Source organism: Hydrogenophaga sp. SNF1 (genome assembly GCF_034421675.1).
Classification (GTDB): domain Bacteria; phylum Pseudomonadota; class Gammaproteobacteria; order Burkholderiales; family Burkholderiaceae_C; genus Hydrogenophaga; species Hydrogenophaga borbori.
The window spans coordinates 3,412,715-3,432,825 of sequence record NZ_CP139793.1; the positions used below are offsets into that span (position 1 = coordinate 3,412,715).

Below are 20,111 nucleotides of genomic sequence, written 5' to 3' on the forward strand. Positions count from 1 at the left end.
CGGAGACACAGGCCTTGGAAGTTTCATTTGGCGAGGAAATCCAATCCCTCCAGCTCGGCGCGGGCCAGACATTTCACGGTGAGGGCATCCTCGCCATCACCAAAGGGCTGCTGCAGTCCGGCGTGTCCTACGTGGGCGGCTACCAGGGCGCACCGGTCTCGCACCTGCTCGACGTCATGGTGCAGGCCAAGCCCTACCTCGACACCCTGGGCGTGCACGTGGAGGCCTGCTCCAACGAGGCATCGGCCGCGGCCATGCTGGGCGCGTCCATCCACTACCCGGTGCGCGGCGCGGTCACCTGGAAGTCCATCGTCGGCACCAACGTGGCGGCCGACGCGCTGTCCAACCTGGCCTCGCCCGGCGTCACCGGCGGCGTGCTGATCGTCGTCGGCGAAGACTACGGCGAGGGCGCCAGCGTGATCCAGGAGCGCACCCACGCCTACGCGCTCAAGAGCGGCATGCTGCTGCTCGACCCGCGGCCCGACCTCGCGCGCATGGTGCACATGGTCGAGCACGGCTTTCGCCTGTCGGAGGCCTCGAACATGCCGGCCATCATGGAGCTGCGCATCCGCGCCTGCCACGTGCGCGGCAGCTTCGAGACCAAGGACAACCTCGCGCCCGCCATCTCCACGCGCCAGCTGATCCAGGAGCCGGCGGGCTTCGACTACATGCGCCTGGCCCACCCGCCCGTGACCTTCCGCCACGAGAAGCTCAAGGGCGAGCAGCGCATCCCCGCCGCGCGCCGCTACATCGCCGAGAACGGCCTGAACGAGCTGTTCGAGGGCGAACACAAAGACCTCGGCCTCATCGTGCAGGGCGGGCTCTACAACACCCTCATCCGCTCGCTGCAGCAGTTCGGCCTGGCCGACGCCTTCGGCGAGTCGAAGATCCCCATGCTGGTGCTCAACGTCACCAGCCCGCTGGTGCCCGATCAGCTGGAGCGCTTCTGCGAAGACAAGCGCGCCGTGCTCATGATCGAGGAAGGCCAGCCCGAGTACATCGAGCAGGAGCTGGCCACGCTGCTGCGCCGCGCCGGCATTGCCACGCCGCTGCACGGCAAGGACCTGCTGCCCAGCGCCGGCGAATACACGGCCGAGGTGATGTCGCAAGGCCTGGCCGGCTTCGTCGAGAAGTACCTGGCCAGCGATGCCGCCGCGCTGGGCTCGGCGCGCGCCTGGCTGCAAGGCAACGCGCAGCGCCGCGCCGACGTGGCCAAGGCCGTGGGCGGCGCCCTGCCCGCGCGCCCGCCGGGCATGTGCATCGGCTGCCCCGAGCGGCCGGTGTTCTCGGCGCTCAAGCTGGCCCAGCAGGACGTGGGCCCGGTGCACATCGCGGGCGACATCGGCTGCCACGCGCTCGCCACCTTCGAGCCCTTCTCCTTTGGCCACTCCATCCTGGGCTACGGCATGAGCCTGGCCAGCCGCGCGGGCGTCTCGCCGCTGATGCGCCGGCGCGTGCTGTCGGTGATGGGCGACGGCGGCTTCTGGCACAACGGCCTGCTCACCGGCGTGCAAAGCGCTCTCTTCAACGGCGACGACGCGGTGCTGCTGATCTTCAAGAACGGCTACACCTCGGCCACCGGCACGCAGGACATCATCTCCACGCCCGACGACGAGGCCAAGGCCGCCGCGCCCAACAAGGCGCAGAGCCTGGCCCACGTGAACCAGACCATCGAGAGCACGCTCAAGGGCCTGGGCGTGCAATGGATGCGCACCGTGCACACCTACGAGGTGGACACCGTGCGCGCCACGCTCACCGAGGCCTTCACCACCGAGTTCCAGGGCCTCAAGGTCATCGTGGCCGAGGGCGAATGCCAGCTGGAACGCCAGCGCCGCATCAAGCCCTGGATCGCCGGGCTGCTGAAGAAGGGCCAGCGCGTGGTGCGCGTGAAGTACGGCGTGGACGAGGACGTCTGCAACGGCGACCACGCCTGCATCCGCCTGTCGGGCTGCCCCACGCTCACGCTCAAGGACAACCCCGATCCGCTGAAGGTCGACCCCGTGGCCACCGTCATCGACGGCTGCGTGGGCTGCGGCCTGTGCGGCGCCAACGCGCACGCGGCCACGCTGTGCCCTTCCTTCTACCGCGCCGAGGTGGTGCAGAACCCGAAGTGGCACGAGCGCCTGCTCGATGCCGTTCGCGCGCCCTTCGTCCGCCTGTTGCAAGCCGCCTGATACCGACATGTCTTCCGCCCAACCCATTTCCCTCCTGCTCTGCGCCCTCGGCGGCGAAGGCGGCGGCACGCTGACCGACTGGCTGGTGGACACCGCGCGCCACGCCGGCTACGCGGCCCAGGCCACCAGCATCCCCGGCGTGGCCCAGCGCACCGGCGCCACCACCTACTACCTCGAGGTCTTTCCCACGCCGCTGGCCGAGCTGCGCGGCCGCCGCCCGGTGTTCGGCCTGAACCCGCTGCCGGGCCGGCTCGACGCGCTGGTCTCCTCCGAGCTGCTGGAGACCGGCCGCCAGATCGGCAACGGCCTGGCGTCGGGCGAGCACACGCTGGTCATCACCTCGTCCTCGCGCGCCTTCACCACCGCCGAGAAGATGGTGATGGGCGACGGCCGCCGCGACGAGGCCCCGCTGCTGGCGCTGGTGCGCGAGCACAGCCGCGCGCACCACGTGCTGGACATGGCCGCGCTCACGCGCGAGGCCGGCACCGTGGTCAGCGCGGTGATGCTGGGCGCCATCGCCGCCAGCGGCCTGCTGCCCTTCACGCGCGCCGACTACGAGGCCGTGGTGGGCGGCGCCGGCGGCCACGCCAAGGCCAGCCTGCGCGGCTTCGCCCTCGCCTTCGACGCCGTGAGCGCGCAGCGCGAACAGGCGCGCTGGGTCGAGCAGGTGATGAACGACGACGCCGAAGCGCCGGTGCCCGCGGCCGCCACGCCGCCCGCCCTGCTGGCGCCATTCCCCACCGCGCTGCACGACATCCTGGCCCTGGGCCACGCGCGTGCGGTTGAATACCAGAACGCCGCCTACGGCCTGCGCTACCTCGAGCGCCTGCAGCGCGTGCTCGCCGCCGAGCGCGCGGGCGATCCGGCCGGCGCGCAGGGCTTCGCCGCCACGCGCGAGGCCGCGCGCTGGCTCGCGCTGTGGATGGCCTTCGACGACATCGTGCGCGTGGCCGAGCTCAAGGCCCGCGCCAGCCGCGCCGAGCGCGTGCGCCGCGAGGTCAAGGCCGGCAACGGCGATCTGCTGCGGGTCTACGACCACTTCAAGCCCGGCGCGCCCGAGTTCGCCGCCATGCTGCCCGAGTCCCTCGCGCGCCGCGTGCTGGCCTGGGACCAGCGCCGCGTGCAGCGCGGCCAGGCGCCCTGGGCGCTGCCGCTCAAGGTGTCCAGCCATGGCGTGCTGGGCCTGCTCGCGCTGCGCGCGCTGGCCGCCACCAAGCGCCTGCGCCCCCTGGGCAGCCGCTTCGCCACCGAACAGGCGCTCATGGACCGCTGGCTGGCCGCCGTGGAGCGCGGCGCGCGCGCCGACGCGCGCCTGGGACTGGAGCTGGCGAAGTGCGGCCGGCTCATCAAGGGCTACGGCAGCACCAACGAGCGCGGCAAGGACAACCTGCTGCACATCGTGGACCACCTGTCCGACGCCACCAAGGCCGGCGCCGCCGAGGCCGTGGCCCAGGCCCGCGAGGCCGCGCTGGCCGACGAGGCCGGCACCGCGCTCGACCGCGCCCTGGTGCAGCACGGCGCGCCCGCGCGCCCGCTCAAGGCCCAGCCCATCCGCTGGCACCACAACCCGCGCCGGAAGAAGCCGGCCCACTGAGTTCCGTTCCCCTCCACAACACACACATCCAGGAGACCCGCATGAAATCCCTGCTCACCGCCACCGCCCTGGCCGCCGCCACGCTGCTGGCCGCCCCCGCCGCGCTCGCGCAGGCCTGGCCCGACAAGCCGGTCAAGGTGATCGTGGGTTTCGCGCCCGGCGGCGCGGCCGACCAGATCGCGCGCCTGGTCTCCACCCCCCTGGCCGACGCCCTGGGCCAGACCGTGGTGGTGGAGAACCGCGCCGGCGCCAACGGCAACGTGGCGGGCGACGCCGTGGCCAAGTCGCCGGCCGACGGCTACACCCTGCTGCTGTCCTCGGGCGGCATGGTCTCGGTGAACCCGCACCTCTACGCCAAGATGGCCTTCGATCCGGCGAAGGACCTGATGCCCGTGGCCTCGGCCGCGCGCATCGCGGTCTACCTGATGGCGCGCAACGGGCTGGAGGTGAACAACATCCAGGAATTCATCGCCTACGTGAAGGCACGCCCGGGCAAGCTCAGCTACGGTTCGCCGGGCAACGGCAGCTCGCCGCACCTGGCCGGCGAGATGTTCAAGAGCCAGGCCGGCCTGTTCGCCGTGCACGTGCCCTACCGCGGCGCGGCGCCCGCGCTCAACGACCTGCTGGGCAACCAGATCGACTACACCTTCGACCCGGGCATCGGCCTGCAGCACGCCAAGAGCGGGCGCCTGAAGCTGCTGGCCGTGGGCAGCAGCAAGCGCTCGCCGCTGTTCCCCAACGTGCCCACGCTGGACGAGGCCGGCCTCAAAGGCTTCGACGCCGACACGGTGTTCGGCTTCTACGCGCCGGCCGGCACGCCGCCGGCCGTCATCGCGCGGCTGAACACCGAGATCAACAAGATCCTGGCCACGCCCGCCGTGCGCGAGAAGATGATCAACCTCGGCGGCGAGGCCCTGCCGCTGTCGCCCGCCGAGTTCGGCAAGCGCGGCATGGACGACTCCAAGCGCTTCGGCGCGGTCATCAAGGAACGCAAGATCACGGCGGACTGAGCAAGGCGTTCAGGCCATCACCACCGCAATGAAGGCCAGCATGAACATTTGCAATACCGCCATCAGCGGCAGCACCAGCGGCATGATGGGCATGACCTCGTCGAGAATGTCCTGGGCGAACTCGTCGGTGTATTCCTTGAGCTCCGGGTCCGAGTAATCCTTCGGGTGCTCGGCCAGCGCCTGGTCGGGGGGTGGGTACTTGTGCGTCATGGCAGGGGCCCTCACAACGGTTGATGGGCAATGCGCGCGGCAAGCGGCGTTCCTGCAGGCACGTCCGGGTGAATGCGCCGCGCGCCGCGCCCACCGGGACCGTGCCATGGTGCGCCCATGCCCCAGGCCTGTGCGCAGAGACCCCGTCGGCGGCGCGGTTGGCCAGGACTTGGCCGAACCAGCGGATCAGGCCCCGACCCTGGGCGGGCGCCGCGGCCTCAGATGGCCACCAGCTGCCGCACGCCCTTCTCCGCCATCTCGCTGCCCGGCCCGCTGGCGATGACCTCGCCGCGCTCCATCACCAGGTAGCGGTCGGCCAGGGCCTCGGCGAAGTCGTAGTACTGCTCCACCAGCACGATGGCCATGGGCTCGCCGTCCAGGCCCCGCGTGGCGAGCTGGCGGATCACGCGGCCGATGTCCTTGATGATGTTGGGCTGTATGCCTTCGGTGGGCTCGTCCAGGATCAACAGCTTGGGCCGGCTCGCCAGGGCGCGCGCAATGGCCAGCTGCTGCTGCTGGCCGCCCGAGAGGTCGCCGCCGCGGCGGCCCAGCATCTGCTTGAGCACGGGGAACAGCTCGAACAGCTGCGGCGGCACGGGCGTGCCCAGGGGGCGCGTGGCCAGGCCCATCTGCAGGTTCTCCTGCACCGTCAGGCGCGCGAAGATCTCGCGCCCCTGCGGCACGTAGCCCATGCCCAGGCGGGCCCGCGCGTACGGCGGCGCCGCGCGCACGGAGCGGCCGTCGAACACCACCTCGCCGCTCTTGAGGGGCACCAGGCCCATCAGGCACTTGAGCAGCGTCGTCTTGCCCACGCCATTGCGGCCCAGCACCACCGTCACCTCGCCCGCGCGGGCCTGCAGGTTCACGCCGCGCAGGATGTGGCTGCCGCCGTAGGCCTGGTGAATGTCTCTCGCGTCGAGCATGGGGAGTCCTTCAGCGGCCCAGGTAGACCTCAATCACGCGCTCGTCGGCCTGCACCTCGTCGAGCGTGCCTTCGGCGAGCACGGCGCCATCGCACAGCACCGTCACCGTGGCGGCGATGGCACGCACGAAGGCCATGTCGTGCTCCACCACCATCAGCGAGTGCCGGCCCTTGAGCGAGAGGAAGAGCTGCGCGGTGCGCTCGGTCTCTTCGTCGGTCATGCCGGCCACGGGTTCGTCGAGCAGCAGCAGCTTGGGGTCTTGCATCAGCAGCATGCCGATCTCCAGCCACTGCTTCTGGCCGTGGCTCAGCTCGCCGGCGGTGCGCGCCACGTGTTCGACCAGATGGATGGTCGTCAGCACCTCGGCCAGGCGGTCGCGCTGCTCGCCATTGGGCTGGAAGCGCAGGGACGGCCAGACGCGCTTGTGGGTCGCCAGCGCGAGTTCCAGGTTCTCGTAGACGCTGAGCCGCTCGAACACCGTGGGCTTCTGGAACTTGCGGCCGATCCCCAGCGTGGCGATCTCGGCCTCGCGGTGGCGCAGCAGATCGATGGTGGAGCCGAAGAACACCGTGCCCCGGTCCGGCCGCGTCTTGCCGGTGATGATGTCCATCATCGTGGTCTTGCCCGCGCCGTTGGGGCCGATGATGCAGCGCAGCTCGCCGGGCGCGATGTCCAGAGACAAGCCGTTGATGGCCTTGAAGCCGTCGAAGGCGACGTGCACGTCCTCCAGGTACAGGATGCGGCCGTGCGTGACGTCCACCTCGCCCGGCACCAGGGGGCGCGCGAAGCCTGCCGCGCGGCCGCCCGAGGCGGTGTTGCCCGAAGGCAGGACGCCCGCGAACCGCTGCATGCGCTCGGCGCCGGCCTGCATCAGGTCGGGCGTCATGCCGAGCCTCCCCGGCGCAGCTTCTTCACCAGGCCCACCACCCCCTGCGGCAGGAACAGCGTCACCGCGATGAACAGGCCGCCCAGCACGTAGAGCCAGAACTCGGGGAAGGTCACGGTCAGCCAGCTCTTGGCGCCGTTGACCAGGAAGGCGCCGACGATGGGCCCGATCAGCGTGCCGCGCCCGCCCACGGCCGCCCAGACGGCGATCTCGATGCTGTTGGCCGGCGTCATCTCGCTGGGGTTGATGATGCCCACCTGCGGCACGTACAGGGCGCCGGCGATGCCGCACATCACGGCCGACAGCGTCCAGACGCTCAGCTTGTAGGGCAGCGGGTCGTAGCCGCAGAACATGGTGCGGCTCTCGGCGTCGCGGATGGCCTGCAGCACGCGGCCGTACTGGCTGCGCACCAGCCAGCGCGCCAGCAGAAAGCAGCCCAGCAGCGTGAGGCCCGTGAGCACGAACAGCACCATGCGCGTGGACGGCGTGGCGATGGGAACACCCAGGATGCGCTTGAAGTCGGTGAAGCCGTTGTTGCCGCCGAAACCGGTCTCGTTGCGGAAGAACAGCAGCAGCGCGGCGTAGGTCAGGGCCTGCGTGATGATGGAGAAGTACACGCCCTTGATGCGCGAGCGGAAGGCGAAGTAGCCGAACACGAAGGCCACGCCGCCCGGCACCAGCACGATGAGCGCGAGCGTGGCGAGGAAGATGTCCGACAGCGCCCAGTGCCAGGGCAGCTCCTTCCAGTCCAGGAAGACCATGAAGTCCGGCAGCTCGCTCTGGTACTGGCCGTCGCGACCGATCTGGCGCATGAGGTACATGCCCATCATGTAGCCGCCCAGCGCGAAGAACAGCCCATGGCCCAGCGAGAGGATGCCGCTGTAGCCCCAGATCAGGTCCATGGCCAGCGCGCAGATGGCGTAGCACATGATCTTGCCGACCAGGCTCACCATGTAGTCGCTCAGGTGCAGCGGGTGGCCCGCGGGCAGCAGCAGGTTGAGCACCGGCGCCAGCGCGCACACGGCGAGCAGCGCGGCCAGGAAGGCGCTCCAGCCCGCGCGTGTGAGCAGCGGCGCGCGCGCGGGCAGCACCACGGTGGTCGGCGATGGCATCCGGCTCATGCTTCCACGCTCCTGCCCTTGAGGGCGAAGATGCCTTGCGGGCGTTTCTGGATGAACACGATGATGAACACCAGCACCGCGATCTTGGCGAGCACCGCGCCGGCCCAGCCTTCGATGAACTTGTTGATCAGGCCCAGGCCCAGCGCCGCATAGACGGTGCCCGCCAGCTGGCCGACGCCGCCCAGCACCACCACCATGAAGGAATCGACGATGTAGGCCTGGCCGAGGTCGGGGCCGACGTTGCCGATCTGCGAGAGCGCGCAGCCCGCCAGGCCCGCGATGCCCGAGCCCAGCGCGAAGGCCCAGGTGTCGATGCGCGCGGTGTTCACGCCCATGCAGGCCGCGATGGGCCGGTTCTGGGTCACGCCGCGCACGAACAGACCCAGCCGGGTGCGTGCGATGAGCAGCGACACGCCGATCAGCACCGCCGCCGCGAAGGCCAGGATGATGAGCCGGTTCCAGGGCAGGCTCAGGCTGCCCAGCACGGTGATGCCGCCACTCATCCAGCTGGGGTTTTCCACCGCCACGTTCTGCGCGCCGAACAGGCTGCGCACCAGCTGCATGAGCACCAGGGAGATGCCCCAGGTGGCCAGCAGGGTCTCCAGCGGGCGGCCATAGAGGAAACGGATCACGGTGCGCTCCATCACCGCGCCCACCAGGGCCGAGGCGGCGAAGGCCGCGGGCAGCGCCAGCAGCAGGTAGAAGTCGAACCAGTCCGGCAGGTACTGGCGGAACAGGCCCTGCACCAGCCAGGTGGCGTAGGCGCCGATCATGATCAGCTCGCCATGGGCCATGTTGATCACACCCATGAGCCCGTAGGTGATGGCCAGGCCCAGGGCCGCGAGCAGCAGGATGCTGCCCAGGCTGATGCCGGTGAACGCCTGGCCCAGGCCGCTGGCCAGGGCGACGCGGCGGTCGATGGCCGCGAGCGACGCCGCCAGCGCGGTCTGGACCTCGGCACTCGCCTCGTTCTTCAGGCGCTCTTCGATCAAGGGGCGCACGATGGGCTGGCGCGCCTCGCCCAGCTTGAGGGCGGCGGCCAGGCGCTGGGCCTGGTCCGCGCTGGCGAGCTGCAGGGCCGCCTGCGCGAGCTCCAGCGACTGGCGCGCCCCCGCGTCCAGCCCGGTGGCCAGGGCTTTCTCGATCAGGGGCAGGCCTTCGGGGTCGGGGTCGTTGAAGGCGTTGCGCTGCAGGCTGCGCGCGGCCTCGCGTTGGCGCTCGGGACCGGCAGTGAACAGCTCGATGCCGGCCAGGGCGGTGTCGAGCGCGCCGCGCAGGCGGTTGTTGAGCATCGCGTCCTCGGCCGCGTCGGGCAGCGCCGCGGGCTGGCCGCTGAGGGCGTCGAGGGCGCGCTCGCCCTCGACGATGAAGACCTGGGAGTCGCTGAACTTCAGCGACTCGGCGGCGAGCGCGCGCAGCAGGGCCGTGGCGCGATCGTCGGCCGAGCCGGCGAGGCGGTGGATGGCGGCGATGCGGTCGTCCGTGTCGCCCCGCGCCACCGCGAGCGCGTCGGCCGCGCTCAGCGCCTGGACGGGTCCCGCCAGGCAGCACCAGGCCAGCAGCGCGGCACAGCAACGGACGATCACACCGCGCATCGGGCCTCCACCACCGGCTTACTTGGACGCCACCTTGGCGGCCTTGCTGGGCACGTTCTTCTTGCCCTTGTTCTCGGGGATGTAGTCGCTCCAGGGGTCGGCCACCACCGGGCCCGGGGTCTTCCACACCACGTTGAACTGGCCGTCGGCGCGCACCTCGCCGATGAACACCGGCTTGTGCAGGTGGTGGTTCTCCTTGTCCATGGTGGAGACGAAGCCGCCCGGTGCCGGGAAGGTCTGGCCCGCCATGGCCTCGCGCACCTTGTCCACGTCGGTGCTCTTGGCCTTGGTCACGGCCTGCGCCCACATGTTGAAGCCGATGTAGGTGGCCTCCATCGGATCGTTGGTGATGGGCTTGTCCTTGTGGCCGGCGATGTTCTTGGCCTTGGCGTAGTCGCTCCACTTCTTCACGAAGGCCGTGTTGGCCGGGCTCTTGATGCTCATGAAGTAGTTCCAGGCGGCCAGATGGCCCACCAGCGGCTTGGTGTCCACGCCGCGCAGCTCTTCCTCGCCCACGGAGAAGGCCACCACCGGCACGTCCTTGGCGGAGAGGCCCGCGTTGCCCAGTTCCTTGTAGAAGGGCACGTTGGAGTCGCCGTTGATGGTGGAGACCACGGCCGTCTTCTTGCCCTCGGCCGCGAACTTCTTGATCTTGGCGATGATGGTCTGGTAGTCGCTGTGGCCGAAGGGGGTGTACTCCTCCATGATGTCGGCCTCGCTCACGCCCTTGCTCTTGAGGAAGGCGCGCAGGATCTTGTTGGTGGTGCGCGGGTAGACGTAGTCGGTGCCCAGCAGCACCCAGCGCTTGGCCGATCCGCCGTCCTTGCTCATGAGGTACTCCACCGCCGGAATGGCCTGCTGGTTGGGCGCGGCACCGGTGTAGAACACGTTGGGGCTGAGCTCCTCGCCCTCGTATTGCACGGGGTAGAACAACAGGCCGTTGTTCTCTTCCACCACCGGCAGCACCGACTTGCGGCTGACCGAGGTCCAGCAGCCGAAGATCACCGCGACCTTGTCCTGCGTGAGCAGCTGCTTGGTCTTTTCGGCGAACAGGGGCCAGTTGGAGGCCGGGTCCACCACCACGGGCTCGAGCTTCTTGCCCAGCAGGCCGCCCTTGGCGTTGATCTCGTCGATGGCCATGAGCACCGTGTCCTTGAGCACGGTTTCCGAAATGGCCATGGTGCCCGACAGGCTGTGCAGCACACCGACCTTGATGGTGTCCTGGGCGTGCGCGCTCAGGCCGGTGAAGCCGAGCGAGGCGGCGGTGGCGGCGGCCGCCAGGGTCTTGAGCGTCAGGCGACGCGGTTGGGAGGTGTTCGACGACATGGCGCTTCTCCAGCTGGATCCGTTGGGGGCCCGTGGGACGGGATTCGCGCCGCTGAGGCGGGCCCGAAGGCCCTGACAGCGGACGAAACGGATGCTAGGAAGAAGCGGGGATGGCGTATGTACGCCGCTTGGCGTACGCGCCTCGGGCGAAGGCTGGGTGCGCCCCGGTGGGCGCGCCCGTCCGACCGGTCAGCAGCAGCGCCCCATGCGCGAGCCGTAGCGCGCGGCCTGGCGCTCGCGGAAGAAGGCCTCGTAGCTCATGGGCGGCTGGTCCGGGTGCGTGGCCTTCATGTGGGCCACGTAGCTGCCGTAGTCGGGCACACCGACCATGAGGCGAAAGCTCTGGGTCAGGTAGCGGCCGGCCCGCCCGATGTCGTCGAGCAGGCCCTTGCCGGGCGAAGCGTTCTCAGGCACCGGCATTGGCGCCGGCCGGCAGCGCTTCGAAGGGCACCTCGTTCGCGGTGGCGTGCCGCTCGGCGCGCGCCTGCAAGATGCTCTTGACGCTGTAGACCAGCACACTCAGCACCACGAACATGAACAGGCCGCACAGCACCGCGTCCAGGCGGTTGTTGAAGACGATGCGCGACATGGCTTCTGCCGTCTTGGCCGGCGCCAGCAGCACGCCCTGCTGGATGGCGTCGGCGTAGCGCTGGGCGTTGGACAGGAAGCCCACCTTGGGGTCGCTGGAGAAGATCTTGAGCCAGCCCGCCGACAGCGTGCAGACCAGCAGCCAGGCCGCGGGCGCCATGGTGACCCAGGCGTAGCGGTCCTTCTTCATCTTGTAGAGCACCACGGTGCCCAGCATCAGGGCCACGGCGGCCAGCATCTGGTTGGCGATGCCGAACAGCGGCCACAGGGTGTTGATGCCGCCCAGCGGGTCGACCACGCCCTGGTAGAGGAAGTAGCCCCAGGCCGCCACGCACAGGGCGGTGGCGATCAGGTTGGCGGGCAGCGAGTCGGTGCGCTTGAGCGCGGGCACGAAGCTGCCCATGAGGTCTTGCAGCATGAAGCGGCCCGCGCGCGTGCCGGCGTCGACCGCGGTGAGGATGAACAGGGCCTCGAACAGGATGGCGAAGTGGTACCAGAAGGCCATCATGGTCTTGCCGCCCACCACCTGGTGCAGGATGTGGGCCATGCCCACGGCCAGCGTGGGCGCGCCGCCGGCGCGCGCCAGGATGGTGTTCTCGCCCACGTCCCTGGCGGTCTGCACCAGCATCTCGGGCGTGATCACGAAGCCCCAGGTGGACAGCTTGGCCGCGACCAGCTCGGGCGTGTTGCCCACCAGCGCGGCCGGGCTGTTCATGGCGAAGTAGACACCGGGGTCGATGCAGGCGGCGGCGACCAGGGCCATGACGGCGACGAAGGACTCGGCCAGCATGCCGCCGTAGCCGATGAAGCGCGCGTGGGTCTCGTTGTCCAGCATCTTGGGCGTGGTGCCCGAGGAGATCAGCGCGTGAAAGCCCGACACCGCGCCGCAGGCGATGGTGATGAACAGGAAGGGGAACAGGTTGCCCGACCACACCGGGCCGTTGCCGGCCGCGAACTGCGTCATGGCAGGCATCTGCAGCGGCGGGGCGACGATCACGATGCCGATGGCCAGTGCGACGATGGTGCCGATCTTGAGGAAGGTGGAGAGGTAGTCGCGCGGCGCCAGCAGCAGCCACACCGGGATGGAAGCGGCGACGAAGCCGTAGCCGATGAGCATCCAGGTCAGCGCCTTGCCGTCGTAGGTGAACAGCGGCGCCCAGACCGGGCTCTCGTGCACCCACTGGCCGCCCACGATGGCCAGCATGAGCAGCACGAAGCCGATCACCGAGACCTCGCCGATGCGACCAGGGCGGATGAAGCGCAGGTACACGCCCATGAACAGCGCCACCGGGATGGTGGCCGCCACGGTGAAGGTGCCCCAGGGCGAGTCGGCCAGGGCCTTGACCACGATCAGCGCCAGCACCGCGAGGATGATGATCATGATCATGAAGGCACCGAACAGCGCGATCAGGCCGGGCACGGTGCCCATCTCCTGCTTGATCAGGTCGCCCAGCGAGCGGCCGTCGCGGCGCGTGGAGATGAACAGCACGATGAAGTCCTGCACCGCGCCGGCGAACACCACGCCGGCCAGCAGCCACAGCAGCCCGGGCAGGTAGCCCATCTGCGCGGCCAGCACCGGGCCCACCAGCGGACCGGCGCCCGCGATGGCGGCGAAGTGGTGGCCGTAGAGCACGTACTTGTGCGTGGGCACGTAGTCCAGGCCGTCGTTGTGGCGCCAGGCCGGCGTCATGCGCTGGCCGTCCAGGCCCAGCACTTTGGTGGCGAGGAACAGGCTGTAGTAGCGGTAGGCAATGAGGTAGACGCAGACGGCGGCGACCACCACCCACAGGGCGCTGACGGCCTCGCCGCGCCCCAGCGCCACGGCCGCGAGCGCGAAGGCGCCCAACACGGCCACGAAAAGCCACCCGAGGTGGCGACCCAGTCCAGACATGCCAGTCTCCTCTTGAGCCCCGCCCCCAGAAAAGGCGGGGCCGCCGGGCGCCGCGCAGTATGGTCAGCGCACCGCCGTGGCGCATCCGTTGCACCACGATCGATCCCGCGCGGCACCACTTAAGGGAAAACCCTTAATCACCCCCCGCAGCGCGGCGGCAGCGGGCTCAGGGCGCTTCGCGCGCGTGCTCCACCGCGTACTTGATGAGCTCGGCCTGGCCTTCGATGCCCAGCTTGCGCTTGATGCTCTGGCGGTGCGCCTCGACGGTGCGCACGCTCAGGTGCATGGCCTGGGCGATGTGCTTGCTCGATTCGCCCCGGCCCAGGGCGCTGAGGATCTAGCTTTCGCGCGGCGTGAGCATGGGCCGCGGCGCCTGGCCGCGGAACAGGCGGCGCGAGACGGCGGGGCTGAGGAAGGTGCCGCCCGCCACCACAGCGTCGATGGCGGCCAGCACCTCCTCGGCCGGCGTTTCCTTGAGCACGTAGCCGCGCGCGCCCGCCTGCAGGGCGCGCTGCACGTACTCGGGGTTGTCGTACATGCTGAACATCAGCACGCGCAGCGTGGGCTGGCGCACCAGCATGGCCTGCACCAGGTCGATGCCGTTGCCATCCTTCAGGCCCACGTCCTGCAGCACCACGTCGGGCGGGTTCAGCTCGAGCTGGCGCAGCGCCTCGGCGGCGTCGCCGGCCTCGCCCACCACCTGCAGGCGCGGCACGCTGGACAGGCGCGCGCGCAAGCCCTCGCGCACCATGGGGTGGTCATCGACGAGCAGGATGCGGATGGGCTTGCCGGGGGCGTTCATGGGAAAGCTCAGGCGGACAGCGCGGCCTCCAGCTGGGTGCCATGGCCGGGCGCGGACTGGATGCGCAGGCGCCCGCCGATGGCCGCCAGGCGCTCGCGCATGTTGCGCAGGCCAATGCCGCGTTCCGGGTCGAGCTGCACGGCCTGCTCGTCGAAGCCTCGGCCGTCGTCGGTCAGGCTCAGGCGCAGCGCGCCGCCGGTGCCAAAGCCCAGCAGCAACTCGACCTGGCGGGCCTGCGCGTGCTTGACCACATTGGTCAGGCCCTCCTGGGCGATGCGAAAGAGCGCCGTCTTGACCTCGTCGCCCAGCTCGCGCGGCGCGCCCTCCAGGCGCACGGCCACCGCCAGGCCGCTGGCGTCTTCGACCTCGCGCGCCAGGTGCTGCAGCGCGGCGGGCAGGCCCAGGTTGTCGAGCAAGGCGGGGCGCAGGCGGTGCGAGATGCGCCGCACCTCCACCAGGCTGTTTTCGAGCTGGCGCAGGGCGCGCGCCAGGGACTCGCGATCGCCATCCGCCGCGCCCGCCTCCACCAGCAGCTTGCTCGACACCAGGGTCTGGCTGACGCCGTCGTGCAGCTCGCGCGCCAGGCGCGCGCGCTCGTCCTCCTGCGACTGCTGCACCTGGCGCGCGAGCAGGCGCAGCTTGTTCTCGGCCACGCGCTGCTCGCTGAGGTTGAGCGCCAGGCCGCTGGCGCTGATGAGGGCGATGCCAAAGGCCGCGATGCCGGCGATCCACAGCAGCGTGGTGGCGATGTTGCGGTTGGCCTCGCGCTCCAGCTGCGACAGCGTGGCCTGGATGCCGTCGAGGTACAGGCCGGTGCCCATCATCCAGCCCCAGCGCTCGAGCGCGATGACATAGCCCAGCTTGGGTTTGACCAGGCCGCTGGAGGGCTGTTGCCACAGGTAGTCGACGAAGCCGCCGCCCGCGCGCGCCTGGGCGATCAGGCGCTGGATGGTGGGCCGGCCCTGCGGGTCTCTCAGCGCCCAGAGGTTCTGGCCCACCAGCTCGGTCTGGCGCGAGTGCATCAGCACCTTGCCCTGGAGGTCGTAGACGAAGAAGTAGCCGTCGGGGCCGTAGTCGAGCGACGCCAGCAGGCGCAGCGCCTGTTCACGCTCCGCCTCGCCGCCGCGCCGGTCGTAGAGCGGCCGCACCGTGCTCACGGCCAGGTCCACGTAGCTGCGCAACTCGCTGCGCCGCGCGTCCATGTAGGCGCGCTCGACCAGGGCGTACTCGCGCTGCGCCAGCGCGCGCTCCTGCTGCTGCACGGCCAGGGCGATGAGCGCGAGCGCGGCCAGCAGCGGCAGGATGGCCAGCAGGAGGATCTTGGTGCGCAGTCGCATGGCGGGAACGGGCAGCGAACGCGGATTGTCCGCCAAGCGCGGCCCGCCCTCAGCCCCTCAGCGTCTCCAGCTGCCGCACGCGCTGCATCGCCATCGCCGCCGCCGCCGTGCGCGTCTCCACGCCCATCTTGGCGTGGATGCGCTCCAGGTGCTTCTTCACCGTGGCCGGGCTGGCGCCCAGGATGTCGGCGATGTCGCGGTTGATCTTGCCCTTGACGACCCAGTAGAGCACCTCGGCCTCGCGCGCGGTCAGGCCGAAGGCCTGCGACAGCGCGCTGAAGGCGGACTCATCCGAGGTCTCCTGCATCACGATCAGCCAGTCGCCCTGGCCCAGGGGATCGCCGTCCTCGTCGCCCACGCGCTGGTGCAGGCGAAAGCTCAGGCGGCGCGGACCGTTCTGCAGGGTGAGCCGGGGCGGCTCGCGCAGGGCCTGGGCGTCGGCCAGGTGGCGGCGCAGCCAGTGCAGCACGGCCTCGGGCGCGTGCACCGAATCGCCGCCGCCGTGCTGGCGCAGCAGCTCGCGCGCGAGCGGCGTCTGCCACAGCAGGCGGCCGTCGCTGGCGCGCACGGTGATGGTGGCGTAGCCGAAGGCGTCCAGCGCGTGGCGCGCCTGGCTGCGCTCGCGCGCGCCGTCGCGGGCCTGGCGCGCCTGGCGCAGGTGCAGGGCCATGCGGGCCATCACCTCGCGCGGCTTGACCGGCTTGGTCACGTAGTCCACGCCCCCGGCCTCGAACGCGGCCTCCAGGTGCTCGGGCTCGGTCAGGCCGGTCATGAAGATGATGGGCGTGGTGGCCGTCAGCGCATCGGCCTTGAGGCGGCGCGCCACCTCGAAACCGTCGATGCCGGGCATCAGCGCGTCGAGCAGCACCATGTCGGGCAGGGCCTGCCGCGCGCGGCGGATGGCGCTCTCGCCGTCGAGCGCGACGAGCACGGTGTAGCCGGCGCCGTCCAGCGCGTCGTGCAGGGGCGCCAGGTTGTCGGGCGCGTCGTCGACCAGCAGCACCACGCGGTGCTCGCCGCGCGGCAGGCGGGGCGACAGGCGCTGCGGATCGATGGCCTCAGACATGGTCCTGCCCCAGCTGCCGTTCGATGGCCTCGAAGCGGAACTCACGCGCCAGCGTGGCCAGCGCGGCGGCCTGGCCCGCGCGCTCGGGCCGCCGCCGCACCCAGTCGTCCAGCCACTGCAGGATGCCGCGCGTGTAGCCCAGGCGCACCAGTTCCAGCAGCGGGGCGATCTCCTCGCGTGCCGGGGGCGCCGCCTCGGGCCGCGCCAGCGGCGGCGGCTCGGGCGCCGCGGCCGCCTCGGTCCAGCGCAGGTCCAGTCGCTGCGCCAGCCAGGCCAGCAGTTCCGACCGCCGCACCGGCTTGACGAAGAAGTCCTGCGGCGGCAGCGCCTCGCCGGGTTCCAGTTCGCTGTGCAGGCCCTTGTCGAAGGCGTTGGCCGAGACGATGGCCAGCGGCACACCGGCCCAGCCGGCGGCGCGCAGGCGCCGGCGGGTCTCCCAGCCGTCGATGCCGGGCATCGCGAGATCGAGAAACACCGCGTGAGGCGCGCGCGCCTCGCCGGGCCGCAGGCCGGCCAGCAGTTCCAGCGCGTGGTCGCCGCTGCGCGCCAGTTGCACCTCGAAGCCCAGCGGCTCCAGCCAGCGCTGCAGCAGCTCGCGGTCGGCTTCCTCGTTGTCCACCACCAGCACGCGGCAGCGCTCCCCCTCGTAGCCTGCCGGCAGCTCCACGCGCTCGCGCACCGGCAGCGCACCGCGCATCTCGGGCAGGAACAGGCGCACGGTGAACACGCTGCCCTGGCCCGGCGCGCTGCGCACGCTGAGCTCGCCCCCCATCAGGTCGGTCAGCATCTTGGCGATGGTCAGGCCCAGGCCGGTGCCGACCACGCCCGAGCGATCGCCGGCCTCGCCCGCGCCGCGCGCGAAGGGCTCGAACACGCGCTCGACGTCGGCGCTGCCCATGCCGGGACCGGTGTCGTGCACCTCGAAGTGCGCCATTTCGCGCGCGTGGCGCACGCGCAGGCGCACCTCGCCGGACCGGGTGAACTTCACGGCATTGCCGAGCAGGTTGATGAGGATTTGGCGCACGCGCTTGTCGTCGGCGCGCACGGCCTCGGGCAGGCGACCGTCGGTGTCGTAGACGAAACGCAGGCCCTTGGCCGCGGCCTGCAGCTCGAACAGGCCCGCCACCTCGGCCAGCGTGGCCGCGAAGGCCATGGGTTTGACGTCGAGCGCGAACTTGCCGGCCTCGATGCGCGCGATGTCCAGCGTGCCCTCGATGAGCGACAGCAGGTGTTCGCCGCCGCGGTGGATGACCCGGATGGCCTGGGCGCGGTGCGGCGCCAGGCCGCTGTCCTCCTGCAGCAGCTGCGCATAGCCCAGGATGCTGTTGAGCGGCGTGCGCAGCTCGTGGCTGATGGTGCTGATGTAGCGCGTCTTGGCCTGGTTGGCCTGCTCGGCCGCGTGGCGCGCCTGCTGCAGGGCCTCGTCGGTGCGGCGGTGCGACTCGATCTCCCGCATCAGCAGGTGGGTCTGCCGGTTCGACTCCTCCTGCGCCACCTCGCGGCTCTTGTGCGCCAGCACCAGCCACCAGGCCACCGTGGCGGCGATCAGCAGCAGCACGGCGTACACCCGCAGGAAGCCCGAGCGCAGCGCGGTGTCGAGCAGGGAGGCGCTGCCGCCGCCCAGGGTTGCCGCCAGGGACTGCACCTCCTGCCGGTACAGCAGCCCGAGCACGGCCGCCAGCATCGGCGCCACGATGAGCATGAGCAGCAGGTAGTGCGCCAGGCCCGCGTCCAGGTAGGGCCAGGCCCGCCGGGGCAAGAGGCGGCGCAGGGCGCCGTTCCACTGCACCGACAGGCGTGCGTGCGGCTTGCACAGGTCGCCGCAGCGCGCGTCCAGCGTGCAGCACAGGGAACAGATGGGCCCCTGGTAGGCCGGGCAATGGGCCATGTCGGGCCCTTCGTAGACCTGTTCGCAGATGACGCAGACGCCCCCCGCGGCACCGCCGGCGCGCCCGCCCGCCATGGCGGGCGCACCGGCGGCCTGGCGGCGCCGGCTCCGCGGTGTGTCGGGGTCGGATGGCCTCGCGAGATAGAAGCGCCCCCGGGTGAGCCAGGCGATCGCTGGCGCGGCCAGGAAAGCCGTGACCATCGCAATCACCGCCGAGAACGCCTCGGCCGTGGGCCCCATCACGCCCAGGTGCGCGGTGATCGACACCACCGAGGCCAGCGCCATGGCACCCACGCCCACGGGATTGATGTCGTACAGGTGGGCGCGCTTGAACTCGATGCCGGGCGGGCTCAGGCCCAGGGGCTTGTTGACGATCAGGTCGGCCACCACGGCCATGATCCAGGCGATGGCGATGTTGGCGTACACGCCCAGCACCTGGCCCAGGGCCTGGAACACGTTCATCTCCATCAGAAGGAAGGCGATGAAGGTGTTGAACACCACCCAGACCACGCGGCCCGGGTGGCTGTGCGTGAGGCGCGAGAAGAAGTTGCTCCAGGCCAGCGACCCCGCGTAGGCGTTGGTGACGTTGATCTTGAGCTGCGAGACCACCACGAACAGGGCCGTGGCCGCCACCGCCCAGCCATGGGGCAGCAGGAAGTCGTAGGCGGCCAGGTACATCTGGTTCGGGTCGACCGCACGCTCGGCCGGCACGCTGTGGCGGATGGCCAGGTAGGCGAGCAGCGCGCCGCCGAGCATCTTGAGCACCCCGATCAGCACCCAGCCCGGGCCGCCAGCGACGACCGCTGCCCACCAGCGCAGGCCCCGGCCGGACTGGCGCGCCGGCATGAAGCGCAGGTAGTCGGCCTGCTCGCCCATCTGCGTGATCAGGGCGATGCCCACCGTGAGGGCCGCACCGAACAGGTGCCAGTCGAAACCCATCGCGGTGCCGGACGCACCCGCGTAGTGCGCCACCTCGCGGAAGGTCTCGGGCGCGTGCACCGCGACGGCCAGGAAAGGCACCACCATCATCACCAGCCACAGCGGCTGGGTCCACATCTGGAAGCGGCTGATCACCGACACCCCGTGCGTCACCAGCGGGATCACCACCAGCGCGCAGATGAGGTAGCCCCAGGCGGGCGGGATGTCCAGCGCCAGTTCCAGCGCGTAGGCCATGACGGCGGCCTCCAGCGCGAAGAAGATGAAGGTGAAGGAGGCGTAGATGAGCGAGGTGATGGTCGAGCCGATGTAGCCGAAGCCCGCGCCGCGCGTGAGCAGGTCCATGTCCACGCCATGGCGCGCGGCATAGACGCTGATGGGCAGGCCGGCGAGAAAGATGATCAGGCCGGTGGCGAGGATGGCCAGCGCCGCGTTGGTGAAGCCGACGCCGAGCAGCAGCGTGGCGCCCACGGCCTCCAGCACCAGGAAGGAGGCCACGCCGAAGGCGGTGTTGGCCACGCGCCACTCGCTCCACTTGCGAAAGCGCTGCGGCGTGTAGCGCAGCGCGTAGTCCTCCAGGGTCTCGCTGCCGACCCAGCTGTTGTAGTCGCGCCGCACCTTGATGATGCGCTGCGGGGCGTCGGGCGCGGCGGCGGCGGGATCGGCGGACGAGGCGTTCACGAGACTGGCGCTGCAGCTTTCATGCCACTACCCTCATCGGGTATGCGTCTTGCTGACCCGGCCCGCAGGAGAAACCGACCACC

Annotated in this window: 14 protein-coding genes and 1 pseudogene; 3 read left to right on the forward strand and 12 right to left on the reverse strand. The window is 70.7% G+C overall.

The genetic code is table 11. The features are described from left to right. Window positions 1-14: 14 nt before the first annotated feature. Genes SOM08_RS16355 through SOM08_RS16365 form a run of 3 tightly spaced genes read left to right on the forward strand, consistent with a single transcriptional unit; the run spans window position 15 to window position 4,778 of the window. The gene (locus SOM08_RS16355; RefSeq protein ID WP_116959504.1) at window positions 15-2,174 is read left to right on the forward strand and encodes an indolepyruvate ferredoxin oxidoreductase subunit alpha; all 2,160 of its coding nucleotides are present in this window, start codon (window positions 15-17) and stop codon (window positions 2,172-2,174) included. A 7-nt stretch (window positions 2,175-2,181) separates the two neighbouring features. Further along, window positions 2,182-3,768: an indolepyruvate oxidoreductase subunit beta family protein gene (locus SOM08_RS16360; protein WP_322469327.1), complete on the forward strand. Its 1,587-nt coding sequence runs from the start codon at window positions 2,182-2,184 to the stop codon at window positions 3,766-3,768. 41 nt (window positions 3,769-3,809) lie between these two features. Further along, window positions 3,810-4,778 carry a tripartite tricarboxylate transporter substrate binding protein gene (locus SOM08_RS16365; RefSeq protein WP_322469328.1) on the forward strand — a complete coding sequence of 323 codons (969 nt, stop codon included), beginning with the start codon at window positions 3,810-3,812 and terminating at the stop codon, window positions 4,776-4,778. A gap of 9 nt (window positions 4,779-4,787) precedes the next feature. On the opposite strand, the gene SOM08_RS16370 is transcribed toward SOM08_RS16365, so the two are convergent. The 12 genes and pseudogenes from SOM08_RS16370 to SOM08_RS16425 all read right to left on the reverse strand — a co-directional run bounded on the left by SOM08_RS16370 (window position 4,788) and on the right by SOM08_RS16425 (window position 20,028). Then, window positions 4,788-4,988 (reverse strand): hypothetical protein, encoded by a 201-nt coding sequence (locus SOM08_RS16370; protein WP_116959501.1) that lies wholly within the window; start codon window positions 4,986-4,988, stop codon window positions 4,788-4,790. 218 nt (window positions 4,989-5,206) lie between these two features. After that, on the reverse strand, window positions 5,207-5,911 hold the full coding sequence (gene urtE, locus SOM08_RS16375; protein WP_116959500.1) for an urea ABC transporter ATP-binding subunit UrtE: 705 nt from the start codon (window positions 5,909-5,911) through the stop codon (window positions 5,207-5,209). Between the two features lie 10 nt (window positions 5,912-5,921). Next, a complete protein-coding gene (gene urtD, locus SOM08_RS16380; RefSeq protein WP_116959499.1) occupies window positions 5,922-6,797 on the reverse strand; it encodes an urea ABC transporter ATP-binding protein UrtD in 876 nt (291 codons plus the stop codon). Further along, on the reverse strand, window positions 6,794-7,918 hold the full coding sequence (gene urtC, locus SOM08_RS16385) for an urea ABC transporter permease subunit UrtC (RefSeq protein ID WP_416186968.1): 1,125 nt from the start codon (window positions 7,916-7,918) through the stop codon (window positions 6,794-6,796). The genes urtD and urtC overlap by 4 nt, the downstream gene beginning before the upstream one ends. Next, the gene (gene urtB, locus SOM08_RS16390) at window positions 7,915-9,513 is read right to left on the reverse strand and encodes an urea ABC transporter permease subunit UrtB (RefSeq protein WP_181936494.1); all 1,599 of its coding nucleotides are present in this window, start codon (window positions 9,511-9,513) and stop codon (window positions 7,915-7,917) included. The genes urtC and urtB overlap by 4 nt, the downstream gene beginning before the upstream one ends. An 18-nt stretch (window positions 9,514-9,531) precedes the next feature. Continuing rightward, the gene (gene urtA, locus SOM08_RS16395; protein WP_116959497.1) at window positions 9,532-10,839 is read right to left on the reverse strand and encodes an urea ABC transporter substrate-binding protein; all 1,308 of its coding nucleotides are present in this window, start codon (window positions 10,837-10,839) and stop codon (window positions 9,532-9,534) included. Window positions 10,840-11,028: 189 nt separating this feature from the next. After that, window positions 11,029-11,223 (reverse strand): YbdD/YjiX family protein, encoded by a 195-nt coding sequence (locus tag SOM08_RS16400; protein ID WP_070397764.1) that lies wholly within the window; start codon window positions 11,221-11,223, stop codon window positions 11,029-11,031. 22 nt (window positions 11,224-11,245) lie between these two features. After that, window positions 11,246-13,318 carry a carbon starvation CstA family protein gene (locus SOM08_RS16405; protein WP_116959496.1) on the reverse strand — a complete coding sequence of 691 codons (2,073 nt, stop codon included), beginning with the start codon at window positions 13,316-13,318 and terminating at the stop codon, window positions 11,246-11,248. A gap of 166 nt (window positions 13,319-13,484) precedes the next feature. Continuing rightward, window positions 13,485-14,120, reverse strand: a pseudogene (locus SOM08_RS16410) (response regulator). Window positions 14,121-14,128: 8 nt separating this feature from the next. Beyond that, window positions 14,129-15,457 carry a cache domain-containing protein gene (locus SOM08_RS16415; RefSeq protein WP_116959624.1) on the reverse strand — a complete coding sequence of 443 codons (1,329 nt, stop codon included), beginning with the start codon at window positions 15,455-15,457 and terminating at the stop codon, window positions 14,129-14,131. A 49-nt stretch (window positions 15,458-15,506) separates the two neighbouring features. Beyond that, on the reverse strand, window positions 15,507-16,523 hold the full coding sequence (locus tag SOM08_RS16420) for a response regulator (protein WP_116959494.1): 1,017 nt from the start codon (window positions 16,521-16,523) through the stop codon (window positions 15,507-15,509). Further along, window positions 16,516-20,028, reverse strand: a complete 3,513-nt coding sequence (locus SOM08_RS16425; protein WP_322469329.1) for an ATP-binding protein — start codon at window positions 20,026-20,028, stop codon at window positions 16,516-16,518. Before SOM08_RS16425 ends, SOM08_RS16420 begins: the two co-directional genes overlap by 8 nt. Between the last annotated feature and the right edge of the window lie 83 nt (window positions 20,029-20,111).